Below are 13,517 nucleotides of genomic sequence, written 5' to 3' on the forward strand. Positions count from 1 at the left end.
GTGTCGATTGAGCCTTACAGGGTACACGGCCAATGCCCCATGACCCACCCGCCCGAGATAGGCATAATGCTGATTTTTCTGTCAGGGATGAGCCATGACTGCATGGAGCAAATTGCTCGTTGCCACCACGCGCCTGATCGACCTGCACGACAGCGCTCACGAGCCGGGCTCGCCCTTCGTGCAGGTCAGCCAGGAGCATCGTCGTGGCCTGCGTGATGGCTACTGGCTGGACCTGGGGTGCGTGCTGCTGGATTATCTGCTTGACGTGGATTTTGCCACCAACAGCGCTTTCGTCTCCCAGGCTCGCTGCCTGAATTATCTGCGTGAGACCTGGCCTGAGTCCTACGCTGAACTGCCCCATGATGACCTGGCCTTCGTCATCAACCTGCTGTCGACCCCCAGCGAGATTCACTACCGCAAGCCGGTGGGACGGGCAGACGAAACCGCGGTCGAGGGCCGTGAGCGAATCAGTACCAAGCGCACCGCGCTGATCGAGAAGCAGAGTCAGACCGGCCAGGTGCGGCTCACCCCGAGTGGCCGTCAGGCGGTGACCCTGGCAAGCCAGGTCGAGGACCTGCTGTACTCGGAATACGATGCCGCCAAGGTGCTGGCCGCCCTGGCGCGCGGTGACTTCGCGAAAATTCCCGATATCACCAACCAGATCCTGCTGGCCATCCGCACGCTGACCCAGGAGCTTCGCCGGGTACGCGAAAACCCCACCCGCGAAGGCAAGCTCGCCGCGCTGCTCGACAACGAGCGCCACTACCACAATGCCCTGACCAACATCCAGCAGACCCTGCTGGATGCGCGCGCGCAACTGGCCACACCAAGGCTAATGGAGCGTTTTGCCAACTGGTGCGAAGACCAGGCCGATGAGTGGGACCTGCGAGTGCTGTCGAGCGCCATCGGTCGCGTGCTGACCGCCATCGAGAACCTCTCACGGCGCCTCGCCGAGCTTTTGGCCGACATTGCCGAGGGGCGCGTGCAGTCGATGGGTGTGGTGGATTTCCAGGCGATCGCCCGTCGGTTGCTCGAGGCTCCGCGTGTGCCTCGACTGGAGGAGACGCTGGTCAACCGGCTGATGCCATTGCACGTTCAAGTGGCCATGCCACGTGTCACGCCGCTGATCCCGCTGCTGGAAACCCGGCGTGCCGAGACCAGCCATGTCGCCTTGGTGTTCGACGAAGCACACGACGCCGCGCCACAGGATCCACTGCTCGCGCGTTTCCTGGAAGCCCGTGGACCGGCGCTGCGCGAGCGCATCAAGCGCGGACCGCTGTCGTTGCCCGAGGCGCTCAGTGAACATTGGCACCATTTCGAACAGCGCGATTGCCTGGCGCAGTTGCTCAACACCTTCGTCGATACCGAACTGCTCGACCCACAGCTTTCTGTGGGCATCGAGCCTGAACCGTTCGAACTCACGCTCGCCGATGGCCGACGGCTCACAGGCGGCGTGACCCCGTCGTTGGGGTTCTTTTTACAGGCGCCCGACCCCGCGCCGGAAGAGCGTGAACAGGCGTCCAATGATCAGGATGATCCGCTATGAACATGACCGAGATGGGCGAGGTGGTCGCCTACCTGTTGCGCTATCGCAGCGCCGAACGTGCGCCGGGTGGCGGTCGCAAGCGCCGCCCTGCCCGAGAGGGCCAGCTTTCCGAGCGTGATGTCTGCGCGCTGATCGACGCTGCCAGCGACCTCGAGCGCGAGGCGCTGCGCGATTTCCTGGCGGGGCAGGGGCTGCGCCTCAAGGCCTTCGAATCCGGCGACTATCCGGGCATTGCGCCGGGGTCGCGCTACTATGCGCTGCTACCCGACCCCGAACTCGAGCAGCCACCGTTGTTTACCCGAGACCCGGTCTTCGAGGCCCTCAAGCTGCGCCAGGAGAGCCGTGCCGAGCTTGCCCAGTGGTACCTGCAACTGTGGCTGTTGATGCACACGCTGCTCTACACCCGATACAACCGTGCGTTGTCCGATGTCAGCCGCTATCAGGAGGCGACCTTCAGCGGTGTCGAACTGGCCGAGCTGCTGCGTGAGCAGCTCGAGACGCTGCGCGGTCTCGGCGAGGCCGCACCGGAGGCAAGCCGCGCATTGCTCGAAGAGCGTGGCGAGGATATCAGTCGTCGCGTGCGTGCCTTCATCGAACTGCAGGTTCGCGCCGGCTTGCTCGATGCGCTACGTGAAAGTGGCGAGGCAAGCGCTGCCGAGAGCGATGGCGAGGGTGGCGAGATCTTCCAGCAGACGTTGCTCGGTGCGCTCGAGAGCGAGCAGATCGGCATGCACCAGCTGGCTCACCTGCATGCCCTGGCCGGTGCCGAGGATAGCTCGACACAAGCGTCGCAGGAGGTGGCGTCATGAGTGTGATCAATCGCATCGAAGTCGCCAACCTGCTCAACAAGCATGGCGACGTGGCCTCACCCTGGGACGCCAAGATGCGCCACCTGCTGCTGGACCTGCGTGGCCAGTCAAGCGCCATCAGCATGGAGAACGGCTTCGGCAAGACAACCCTTGCCGAGGCACTGATCGGCCTGTTGTCTCGTGATCGCACGCTGCTGGCGAGGACCCGACGCAAATGCACCCCCTCGGCGGTGGGCGGTACTGGGCGCAGCTGGAGCCACCTGCGGGTGGAGTTCCGCTCGCGCAGTGACGCTGCACGGCAGGACGACATGCTGGCGGTGGCCGGCGAAGAGGTGGCGGGCGAGACCTTCGTGTTTGGCTTCTACGGCTATAGCGATGGCAGCGGGCTCTCCTTCTATCACTATCCCGGGCGGCTCGAGGACGTTCCTGTCCATCACCTGACCGCCGATGGCAAGCTCGCGCTGCATGCCAACAGCGATATCAAGACGCGGATGACCCAGCACGGTGTGCGTTTGACCCACAATCGTGAAGAGTGGCTGGATGCCGTGGGTTCGCATGTCTCGCGGCGTGAGCTCGTCCAGTTGGCGGCTTTCCAGAAGGAGGGCGGCGCCGACAAGAGCCAGATATTCAATGCCATCAAGCCGCGTCCCGGCGAGAAGGCCGACCAGGCGTTCTTCTTCGAGGTGTTGGCGCCGGAGATTCTGTCTGGCGCCACGCGTGGCGAGACCGACGAGAGCGAGGAGCTGATCGAGGAAGTGATCCTCAACTCCGGCACCAACATTACCGAGCTTCGCCACCGGCTGCAGGAAGCGGAACACGACCAGCGTCGGGCCGGCGACAAGGTGGAGCGTCTCGCCTCGCTTCGCGAACAGGGCGAGACGCTGCTGGCATCGCGAGAGCGGCTGGCGGAGTTCGACCATGAGCTTGCCGAAAGCGAACGGTTGTTGGGTGGCCAGGCATTGGCGGGCTTGCCGGGAATACCGCGACGCCCGGCGCCGGATGCCGAGGCGGGTGATGTCGCAGGTCTTGCCTGGGGAGTGGGCGATACCGGCAGGCCACGCGTCTCGACCTGGCTGCTTGCCAGGTTGTCCGGCCAGGCCGAACGCACCATTCGCCAGGCACTCTCCGAGCGCGGCGCCCGGGTGGACACCCATCGCCGGCTGGTGCATTTGCCTGAAGCCGATTGGCCCTTGGCACGGGAGGTCGGCCATGTGGTCTTTGCCGCCGCCCGTGAATGGCTTGGTGAAACCCTGGCCTTTCGCGATGACAGCGCCCGGCATCAAGCGCTTGCGCGGCTCGATGATGCGGCGGATGTCTTCGAGTCGCTGGATGGCAATCGCTTTCGCGAGGAGGTGATCGGCGATGGCCTGTATGTCGACGAATTGGCGACCCAGCTCGACACACTCGACCGTCAGGGCGAGCGACTCGAGCAGACCCAAGAGCGCCTGGCGTCACAGCAGCGCGAGTTCGTCGACAATCAGAGTTTCTATACCCAGGCGTTGGCCGAAGGGGTGTTCGATGAAGCCGAACTGGAGGCGCCAGACGCGACCGCCGAGGCTGCCCGCCATGAAGCGGACGAGGCGCGCCAGGCTCTCAATGGCCATATCACGCGGGTTGCCAAGCTTGAGCAAGTCGCCGCCTGGCATGCCGAGTTCACCCGTGAATTCCCCGGCGAGTCTCCCGCCGAGCGGCTCGAGGAGAAGCTTGCCCGCGAACGTGAGCTTGATACCGCCCTGGGCGAGGTGGCGGCCGATCATGACCGTCACGCGGCCCGCTATGAGGACGCCCGTAGCGAGCGCGAACGTCTCAATGCTGAACGCGAACGGCTTGCCGGCGAGCGCGGGCCGCTATCGAACGGGCAGGCACCGTGGCGCAGCTTCATCGAGGGCTGGCCGGACGAGTCGATAGCCGGGTTCTGGCAGCGTCGCCGCAATGCCCTGGCGGCCCTTGAAGGCCAGTGTCGCAAGGCCGCTCAAGCGCGCGAGGACGCCCAGCGACAGCAGAGCCGCCTGGCACCGCTTGCCGATGCCGCACGCCGCTACCAGGCTCTCCATGCCGATGACGAGCCGGTGCATCTGCGTGCCCGCCTGCGCGACCAGGAGCGCGAGCTTGCCGATGAGGCGCATCGCCTCGAGGCCGAGGAGAGCCGGCTGCGCAGGCTGCATGCGGCAAGGCTCGACTTTGCCGACCGCAGCGAACTGTCTCCGACTCGTTGGCTTGCCGATGCGCGGCATCGCTATCCACGCCTGCTCAGCGAAGCCGAAGGCCTCGATGCCGATATCAGCGCTCGCGAGCGTTACCTCGAAAGCCTGTCCGGCGACCCGCTGGAGCAGCGTGCTGTCGAGGCCAGCGCCCATCAACTGCTCGACGAGGCGGGTATCGCCTGGCGGCCGCTGCACGCGGTGCTCAATGACCAGGACCTGCCACTCGCACAGCGCGGTCAATGGCTCTCCCAGGCGGCTGGGCTGCTGTTCGCGCCCGTGGTGCCCGGCCGTGACGACGCCAATGCCGCCGCTGAACGGTTGGTGGAAGCGGGCCTTGCCGTGCCGGTGCTGGAGGCCGCTGAATTGGCCAGACTGATGGCTGCGGGCGATTGGCCGTTGGGGGCCGTGCAGGGGCTCGAGACCCTGGCGGTGAAAGCGGCCCTGGACCCGCGCTACCTGGTCGAGCTGCGTGACAGCACCGAGCGTCGGCTGGCCGCCGACCATCAGCGTCGCGATGCCCTGGCGGTGGAGTGCGCAAGGCTCGACCCCCATGGTGAGCTGTTCGCCCTGGCACTGGAAGCCGAAGCCGCCGACCAGCAAGGCGTTGAGGAAGCCCTGGAAACGCTCGCTGATCAGCGCAAGGCACTGGAACAGCGCCAGCAGGCGCTGGCCCCACGTGTTACCGATGCGGCGCTTGCCTGCATCGACGACTACCAGCGCTTTCTCGAGGCGGGCGGTGAAATGGCCCTGGAGGAGGCCGCCGAGGCGCTGATGCAGGCCGAGGCAGAGCGAGAGTCCGCCGAGCCCGAACGGGCACGAGTGGCCCGCGAGATCGAGGTGCATGGATCGACCTGGCTTGCCGCCGAACAGTTTCATGATGCCGGCGGTGTCGAGCGTCTGGATGCCCTGGACCAGCGGCTTGACGAGCTCGATACCTGGCTAGCCGACGCCGTCACGGCCATGCAAGCCGCCGCCGAACAGCGCGATGCCTTGTCCCGTCGGCATGATGAACTTGGTGCACAGCGCCAAGGTGTGTTTACCGAGAGCGAGCGTCAGCGGCTGCGTGCCCTGGCCGACTTCGAGGCCAATGGCGACGACCGATTCATGAGCTCGGCCGTGGCGTGGCAGAGAGAACTGGAGGCTCGGCTGAGCCGCGCCGACCGGCGTGCCAATGCCGACTTCACACGTATTCGCGCCTACCTGGAGGTGCGTGACGCAAGCGGTGGAAGCCAGCAGCTCGAGCGCGAGATCGCCCGTACCAAACGCGAATTGGGTGAAATCCGCGAGCGGCGCAAGCGGCTGATTGCCGAGCGCACCAGCGTCAACGAAAGGCTTGTCGATAACCGCCGGGCCCTGGGGTGTGTCGACCAACTCGGCGTGGCGTGGCTGGGGGGTGTGCGCGAGCTGCCGGCAGGCTGGATGCAGCGGCTGGGTTCGGGCGAGGGGGATTGCGGGCAGGGCGAATCCCCTTGGCCGGCGTCGGCGGCAAGCCCTGAGGAAGGTGTCGACGATGACCCGCGTCAACTGGCGCTTGCCCACTGGCAGGCCCTGGCGGGCAGTTGTGGTGGAAATGATGATGGAACGGGTGATGGAACAGGTGAAGGAACGGGTGATGGTGAGGGCGCAGAGCCGCCGGGCGCTGCCCTCGAGGATTGCCTGCAGACCTTGCTCGATGCCCTGCAGGAGTTGAACCTCGGCGAACGGGCACGCAACCGCGAGCGCCAGGCCCGTCAGGTCGAACAGCTCGCCGCGGCGCTCGGCCAGGCGCTGGATGAGGCCGCCGAAAGCCGGCTGTTCAATGACAGCGAGCGGGCCAGGCTAGCCACGCTCGATGGAGTCAGTCAGCCGGCACTGGTCGATCTGGCGGCACTGCATGAGCAATTGAATGCACAGCTCACCGAGCACAGTGAGCGTGTCAAGCGCCTGCATGCCTCTCGCGAGCAGATCGAAGGCACCTTGGTGGAGCGACTCGGTTCGATCATCAGCGATGCCGCGGGGAACCTCGATATCCTCAAGCGCGTGGCACGCTCGAGTGTGACTGGCGGTGCCTTCTTCGAGGTCAAGGCGGCATTGATCGGCCAGGAGCCGTTGCGCGATTTGATCACCACGCTGCTCGCCGACATCGACGAGCATCAGGCGGACATGCGTCGTCGCGCTCAACGCGACGGCCTCAGCGAACCCGACTCGCGTCGACGCGATGAGGACCTGCTGCGCCAGATCCGGCGGCGTATCTATCGTGGCCTGTTCCATGCGGTCTCGATTCGCCTCAAGCACGACGCCATTCGTCCCCACGGTCGCCTGTTCTCGCTCAACGAGGAGATGTCCGAAGGCCAGCGTGAGGCGGTTTCGCTGATGTGGTTGGTCAAGCTTTCGGAGTTCGCCATCGAGCGCGAGCTTCGTGAGCTGCCGGGGCATCACAAGCGACGCGCCCGGGCCAGCCGCGAGAGTGTGATCCTGCTTGACGGTCTGTTCTCGAAGTTGTCCCACCGCCGGCTGATCCAGGATTCACTGGAATCGCTGCGCAATACCCGTGGACGGTTCCAGATGATTGGTTTGATTCACAATCCCAACTACGAGAATGATGCCGAGATATTCCCCACCTACCTGGTAGGCAGCGTGATAGGTGGCGCGCAGGGGCAGGGTGGGCATGTGATGGTGCGCGATGGCCGCGCGGCGGCGCCGGAAAGCGTTGGGCGCAGCCAGGGCGAAGCCAGCCTGTTCGGCATCCATGTCACGGAATATGGGGATTGACGGAAGATGCCGGGGACAGGGGGTCGAGAAAGGGGCGAGAATGGTGGCTGATATAAGGGGGCCGAGAAAGGGGGCCGAGAAATACGTCACTTTGTCGCGAGGCTTTGCTCTCCAGGTCGTCCTGGTTGGCCTGGTAGGTCTGGATTGGTGTCTCGTGTCGTAGTCGCCATCACGCGGTTTCTGCCGGCGTGCTTGGCGGCGTAGAGGTGGCGGTCGGCACGATCGATCAGCATGTCTCGGGTCTCGCCGATGCGATGTTCGGCGATGCCGATGCTGACCGTGACACGCCCCTCGCCAAGTCCGAAATCGTATTCGGCGATCGATTGCCTCAGGCGTTCGGCGACCGCCTGGCAATGCGCCAGCGGTGTCAGCGGCAGCAACAGGGCGAACTCCTCCCCGCCAAGCCTTGCGACAAGGTCCTCCTCACGCAAGGTCTGCTTGCACAGGATGGCCAGGTTACGCAGTACGTCGTCTCCCCGCAGGTGCCCCCAGGTGTCGTTGACCCGCTTGAAGTGATCGAGGTCGAGTATCATCAGCGACAGCGGCGTGGCATGACGGTTGCTGAGCGAGACCTCTTCATCGAGCCTGTTCATCAACTTGCGGCGATTGGCGGCCCCGGTGAGGTCATCGGTGGAGGAGAGCTTGCGCAGCCTGGCTTCCTCGGCGACCTGCTCGGAGATATCCATCAGCATGCCGTGCCATAGCACGCCCGTCTCGGCGGGGCTCGGATGGGCGCGAAGGGCGACCGATACGGTGCGGCCGTTGCCAAGCCTGAGGCGGAATTTGGCAGTAATGGGCGTCATCCAGCGCACGGAGCTCTCGATGGCCGCCATCAGACGTGGATAATCTTCCTTGTCCAGACGCTCGAGCGCCGGGCGGGCATCGATGGCGAGTTCATCGGGGCTCAGGCCCAACAGATGAGTGCCACGGCCGGCCAGGTGGGGAATACACAGTTGTCCACTCCTGTCGTGGCGGTACAACTGAAAAATCACGCCAGGCAGTCGTTCGGCGAGAACGGCAAGCGTAGAGGCGTTCGTGTCTACCCTACCTGGCATGACATCGGATGGCGTCATGCGGGTGTCCTTGTTCCTGCTGCGTACAGGTTGTTTTTTGTCATGACCATCACTGCGTAAAGGCCAGTGCCAACAGTGAAAGCACGGGATATTAATTCGTATAACACGCAAAGAGTATCGTACGGATGATGTAAGTCATGTCGCACAAAGGGTAAATTAAGGTTAATGCATGATACCCGCTTGGGGTGCATGCGTCATGCTGCACAGTATACCGCCCAGTCGGGTGACGGGACCGCATGGAGGTGGCCGGATGCGCGGGGCCTGGGATCAGCGTGGGGCGTCGTAGCGCATCCTGCGGCCACGGGAAAAGACGATCTGCCAGAGTTGCAGGTCGCGAGAGCGGAAGGCTCCCGCGCATACCGAGAGGTAGTAGCGGAACATGCGGCGCGTGCGCTCGTTGTAGCGATGCGCCACCTCGTGCCAGTGAGCGTCGAAGTTGGCGAGCCAGGCCATCAAGGTGTGGTCATAGTCGGGGCCAAAGTTCTGCCAGTCCTCGATCAGCAGGTGCGATTCACTGGCACGGGCGATGTGCATGGCCGAAGGCAGTATGCCATTGGGAAAAATGTACTTGTTGATCCAGGGGTCGGCGCTGATGTCCGACGTGTTCGAGCCGATGGTGTGGAGCAGGAACAGACCATCTTCCTCGAGGTGGCGCTCGACGCTGTGGAAAAAGGTCTCGTAGTTGCGATGGCCGACGTGTTCGAACATGCCGATGGAAACAATGCGGTCATAGTCGTTGCGCCCGGCATGATCCCGATAGTCCTCCAATCGGATATCGACAGGCAGGCCCTCGCAGCGTTGCCTTGCCAATCGGGCCTGTTCCCGGGATATCGTCAGCCCGACCACCTCCACGCCATGCCGACCCGCCGCGTGCTCGGCGAAGCTCCCCCAGCCGCAGCCGATATCGAGCACCCGCATGCCTGGCCGCAGGTCAAGCTTGCGGCAGGCCAGCTCCAGTTTGGCGACCTGGGCAGCGTGGAGGGTGTCGGCTTGCTTCCAGTATCCGCACGAGTAGCACATGGTCGGGTCGAGCATGCGCTGGAAGAGGTCATTGCCGAGGTCGTAATGTGCCTCGCCGACGATGTAGGCGCGAGCCCGACTCTGCAGGTTGAAAAAGCCGGATTGCAGGCGATACATCAGGCGTTCCGAGCGGTTATGGGCGCGTTCGCCTAGCCCATGACGTAATAGCCGACAGGCCATGTCATCGATGCTTTCGCATTCCCACCAGCCATCCATGTAGGCCTCGCCAAGCCCCAGGGTGCCCTGGTGCAGAACGCGCGAAAAGACGTCGGGGTGATAGACATGGATATCCTGTGGCGCACTTCCATTGAGTGCCACACCCGATCCTTCGAGCAGCTGTTCGACGACCCGCCTGGCGCGAGTGGCAGGCAACGCGATGGGGCTGATGCGTCGATCGCTGGTCATGGCGTGCTCCTGTACGATCTAGCTGATGCATCCTGCGTATAGGCTGTCAGTGAAGACATTCACCCTGTCAGGCAATGCCGTCGGAAATCTTGCAAATCAGCATAGTCGAGTCATTTGACGAAATGTAATGCTGGATGCGCCCGGGGTTTGGCTCCAAGAAGTGCAAGAAAGCCCAGGAATCAATGCAGCACGGCCCTTTTCCAAAGTATCCCGAGCACCACGCGTCCACTCAACGGGCCTCGTGGTGATACCCTCGTGACGAGATCAGAGTGGCGTCATGGTCGTTGTTTCATTACATTGCGACATATAAAACGCGAATTTTCAGGGGTGTTGGGCATATGAAAGGCGGCCATGTCAGTCTGGTGGGGGCCGGGCCGGGGGATCCTGAACTATTGACGCTGAAGGCGCTCAAGCGCCTGCAGTCTGCCGAGGTGATCCTGCATGATCGACTGGTCAGCCAGGAGATCCTGGCGCTGGCCAATCCCCAGGCTGCGTTGTACTACGTGGGCAAGGCGCGAGCGGACCACAGCGTGCCCCAGGACGAGATCAACCAGGCGCTGGTGGCCTGGTCGCGCTCCGGCAAGCGAGTGGTCAGGTTGAAGGGTGGAGATCCCTTTATCTTCGGGCGTGGCGGCGAGGAGCTTCAGGCGCTGGTGGCCGAAGGCATCGCGGTGGAGGTGATACCGGGCATCACCGCGGCGTCGGGTTGTTCCGCCTATGCCGGGATTCCCTTGACCCATCGCGACCACGCCCAGTCGGTGCGTTTCATCACCGGGCATCTCAAGAATGGCAGCGCCGAGCTGGACTGGCCGGCGCTGGCAAGCCCCGGCCAGACCCTGGTGTTCTATATGGGGCTACATGGCTTGCCGACGATCTGCCGGGAACTGGTGGCCCATGGCTTACCCGCCGACACGCCAGTGGCTCTGGTGGAGCAGGGCACCACGGCCCGCCAGCGCGTCCACCTGGGGACGCTCGATGATCTGGCGGGTCGCCTCGAGGGGCTGACGCTGAGACCCCCGACCCTGATTATCGTCGGCGGTGTGGCGGGGCTTCACTCATCGCTTGCGTGGTTCGATACCGAGCAGGCCGGTGCGGTGGGCTGGGACACCGGCGAACGCGGTTGACAACCTCACTTGGCCCACGCGGCCGTCAGCCACCGAGACACTGACATGCCTTCACGCCGGGACGATGCGATTACCGAAGTCAGGCGCCTGCGACGTCAACGTGGCAGGCGGCACTGGCTGATGCGCAGCTTTCGGCTGCAGGTGATGCTTCTGGTCGGCGTGTTGCTGGCCGGTATGCTGCTCGCCCAGGGCGCCTACCTCAATCATCGCCAGGCAGACCTCATCGCCGAGCAGATGGGGGAACGCGCTCTGGCGGTGGCCAAGAGCGTGGCGGTGATACCGCCACTCATCGATGCCTTCGATGCCCCCGACCCCGCCGCCACCATCCAGCCTATTGCCGAGCGGATCCGCCGCGAGACGGGTGCCCGCTACGTGGTGGTCGGCAATACCCAAGGCCTGCGTTATTCGCATCCGTTGCCTGAACGCCTGGGACTGCCCATGGTGGGCGGCGACAATGCCCGCGCCCTCGAACAGGGCGAGTCCTACGTATCCGAAGCCACGGGGTCGCTTGGCGAGGCGGTGCGCGGCAAGACGCCGGTGCGCGATGCCGAAGGCAACATCATCGGCATCGTCTCGGTGGGCTTCATGCTCGAACGCGTCGAGACCGATGCCAGCCGTTTGACCAGCGTCGGCTGGTGGCTGGTGGCGGCGATGATCGTGCTGGGCTTTGCCGGCGCCTATGTGCTGTCGCACCACCTCAAGCGGGTGATCCTGGGCCTCGAGCCACACGAGATCGCGCGGCTCGCCATGGAGAAGGAGGCGATTCTGCAGTCGATCCATGAGGGCATCCTGGCGGTCAATCGTGAGGGCGAGATCACGCTGCTGAATCTACAGGCACGCCGCTTTCTCGGGCTGCCCGAGGACCGCTTGGTGCTGGGGAGCCCGATCCAGGAGGTGGTGCCCAATTCGCGCCTGCTCGAGGTGCTGGAGAGTGGCGAGCAACAGTTCGACCAGCAGATGTGGCTGGGCGATCATCCGGTGGTCGTCAACCGGGTGCCGGTGCGTCATGCCGGCGAGATCGAAGGGGCTGTGGCGACCTTTCGCAGTCGCCGCGAGATCGTCGAACTCTCCAATGCACTGAATGCCGCGAGCCGTGATGTCGATATACTGCGTGCCCAGGCGCATGAGTTCTCCAACAAGCTGTACACCATCTCGGGCCTGTTGCAGCTTGGGCGCATCGAGGATGCGCTGGCGCTGATCCACCAGGAGAGCGAGCGTGCCCAGGCGCAGATGAGCTTTCTGATGGGGCATGTGGCCGATCCGGTGGTCAGTGGCACGCTGCTCGGCAAGCTGACCCGCGCCCGCGAGCTGGGGGTCACGCTGGAGATCGATGATCAGAGCTCGCTTGCCGAGCGCCTGACGCCGACCGGCCAGGAGGTGGTGATGACGGTGATGGGCAACCTGATCGACAACGCCTGCCATGCCGCCCTGCAGGGTGAGCCAGGCGACCATGGCACGCCCCGGGTACGCTTGTTCTTCACCGACCTTGGCGAGCAGCTGTTGATCGAGGTAGAGGACAATGGGCCTGGGGTGGCAAGCGAGCATATCGACGCCATCTTCCAGGAAGGCTTCTCCACCAAGCCCGGCAAGCATCGCGGTATCGGCCTGGCGCTCGTTTCGCGGTTGTGTCGCCAGCATGGTGGTGAGATCACCCTCGAGGAGAGTGAACTGGGTGGCGCCTGCTTCATCGTGGTGCTCGATCGTTCGTTGTGTGTCTCGGGCGAGCAGGTGGCACACTAATCCATTGACCATCGACAGATCATGTCAGCAGGAGGATGCGATGCCACACGCCGGCAGCCGGCCCCCGGACAGCGAACCGTCCGCCGTGGAGTACGGCATCCTGATCATCGAGGATGACTTTCGTATCGCCGATATCCATCGCGCCTTCATCGAGCAGAGCGAGGGGTTCCGGGTGGTGGCAATGGCCCGCTCGGGAAGCGAGGCACGCGAGCTGCTGGCCGCACATGCCGAGGCTATCCAGCTGGTGCTGCTGGATGCCTACCTGCCGGATGTCGAGGGACTCGAGCTGTTATGGATGCTGCGCCGCGACTATCTGCACATGGACGTGGTGATGATCACTGCCGCGCGAGAAGTCGATACCATCAGCGAGGCGCTGCGGGGTGGCGTTTTCGACTACCTGATCAAACCCACCGAAGCCACGCGCATGGCCGAGATGCTGGCGCGTTTCCGGCGTGAAAGGGCGGCCCTGGCGGCGAGTGGCGAGATGAACCAGCAGGAGCTCGACCGAGCGCTTGCCAGGCTGCGTCCGGAGGCGACGAGCGGTAGTGAATCGCGCTCGCTTCCCAAGGGCATCGATCGCCTGACGCTTGCCGCCGTGGTGCGCGCCATCGAGCAGGCGGATGCGTCGCTTACCGCCATGCAGGCCGCCCGAGTGATCGGCGCCAGCCGCTCCACCGCGCGCCGCTACCTGGAATATCTTGTGTCGATACAGGTGGCCAGCGCCGAGCTTGGCTATGGTGATGTAGGAAGACCCGAGCGGCGCTACCGGCTGACAGGAGAGAGTGTCGCCTGGCTGAAGGAGGGGTGAGCGGGACGAGATGCCGGCCGTGAGCACAATGCGCACA

The 13,517-nt window shown here is 64.2% G+C and carries 8 protein-coding genes; 6 read left to right on the top strand and 2 right to left on the bottom strand.

Annotated features, from left to right (window positions below; all coding sequences use genetic code 11):
- The first annotated feature begins 94 nt into the window (after nt 1–94).
- Genes C6V82_RS05650 through C6V82_RS05660 form a run of 3 tightly spaced genes read left to right on the top strand, consistent with a single transcriptional unit; the run spans nt 95 to nt 7,310 of the window.
- A complete protein-coding gene (locus C6V82_RS05650) occupies nt 95–1,546 on the top strand; it encodes a hypothetical protein (protein WP_229843018.1) in 1,452 nt (483 codons plus the stop codon).
- On the top strand, nt 1,543–2,355 hold the full coding sequence (locus C6V82_RS05655; protein WP_102588823.1) for a hypothetical protein: 813 nt from the start codon (nt 1,543–1,545) through the stop codon (nt 2,353–2,355). The genes C6V82_RS05650 and C6V82_RS05655 overlap by 4 nt, the downstream gene beginning before the upstream one ends.
- Entirely contained in the window at nt 2,352–7,310 is a 4,959-nt protein-coding gene (locus C6V82_RS05660) for a coiled-coil domain-containing protein (RefSeq protein WP_102588824.1), read from the top strand. The genes C6V82_RS05655 and C6V82_RS05660 overlap by 4 nt, the downstream gene beginning before the upstream one ends.
- A gap of 86 nt (nt 7,311–7,396) precedes the next feature.
- On the opposite strand, the gene C6V82_RS05665 is transcribed toward C6V82_RS05660, so the two are convergent.
- Both C6V82_RS05665 and cfa read right to left on the bottom strand, forming a co-directional pair.
- Nucleotides 7,397–8,383: a GGDEF domain-containing protein gene (locus C6V82_RS05665; protein ID WP_102588825.1), complete on the bottom strand. Its 987-nt coding sequence runs from the start codon at nt 8,381–8,383 to the stop codon at nt 7,397–7,399.
- A gap of 267 nt (nt 8,384–8,650) precedes the next feature.
- Entirely contained in the window at nt 8,651–9,808 is a 1,158-nt protein-coding gene (cfa, locus tag C6V82_RS05670; RefSeq protein ID WP_102588826.1) for a cyclopropane fatty acyl phospholipid synthase, read from the bottom strand.
- Nucleotides 9,809–10,146: 338 nt separating this feature from the next.
- Between cfa and cobA the strand changes: the two genes are divergently transcribed.
- The 3 genes from cobA to C6V82_RS05685 are packed head-to-tail and all read left to right on the top strand — an operon-like array spanning nt 10,147 to nt 13,480.
- Nucleotides 10,147–10,932 carry a uroporphyrinogen-III C-methyltransferase gene (gene cobA / locus C6V82_RS05675; RefSeq protein ID WP_102588827.1) on the top strand — a complete coding sequence of 262 codons (786 nt, stop codon included), beginning with the start codon at nt 10,147–10,149 and terminating at the stop codon, nt 10,930–10,932.
- Between the two features lie 45 nt (nt 10,933–10,977).
- Nucleotides 10,978–12,672, top strand: coding sequence for an ATP-binding protein (locus tag C6V82_RS05680; RefSeq protein ID WP_102588828.1), 1,695 nt, complete (start codon nt 10,978–10,980; stop codon nt 12,670–12,672).
- A 40-nt stretch (nt 12,673–12,712) separates the two neighbouring features.
- On the top strand, nt 12,713–13,480 hold the full coding sequence (locus C6V82_RS05685; RefSeq protein WP_102588829.1) for a response regulator: 768 nt from the start codon (nt 12,713–12,715) through the stop codon (nt 13,478–13,480).
- Nucleotides 13,481–13,517: the final 37 nt, after the last annotated feature.

It is taken from the genome of Halomonas urumqiensis (assembly GCF_003028575.1).
GTDB lineage: Bacteria > Pseudomonadota > Gammaproteobacteria > Pseudomonadales > Halomonadaceae > Halomonas > Halomonas urumqiensis.

Bases quoted from the DNA above. Each gene is read 5' to 3' on its own strand.
- cfa (WP_102588826.1), bottom strand. From the start codon at position 9,808: ATGACCAGCGATCGACGCATCAGCCCCATCGCGTTGCCTGCCACTCGC.
- C6V82_RS05685 (WP_102588829.1), top strand. From the start codon at position 12,713: ATGCCACACGCCGGCAGCCGGCCCCCGGACAGCGAACCGTCCGCCGTG.
- cobA (WP_102588827.1), top strand. From the start codon at position 10,147: ATGAAAGGCGGCCATGTCAGTCTGGTGGGGGCCGGGCCGGGGGATCCT.
- C6V82_RS05655 (WP_102588823.1), top strand. From the start codon at position 1,543: ATGAACATGACCGAGATGGGCGAGGTGGTCGCCTACCTGTTGCGCTAT.
- C6V82_RS05660 (WP_102588824.1), top strand. From the start codon at position 2,352: ATGAGTGTGATCAATCGCATCGAAGTCGCCAACCTGCTCAACAAGCAT.
- C6V82_RS05650 (WP_229843018.1), top strand. From the start codon at position 95: ATGACTGCATGGAGCAAATTGCTCGTTGCCACCACGCGCCTGATCGAC.
- C6V82_RS05680 (WP_102588828.1), top strand. From the start codon at position 10,978: ATGCCTTCACGCCGGGACGATGCGATTACCGAAGTCAGGCGCCTGCGA.
- C6V82_RS05665 (WP_102588825.1), bottom strand. From the start codon at position 8,383: ATGACGCCATCCGATGTCATGCCAGGTAGGGTAGACACGAACGCCTCT.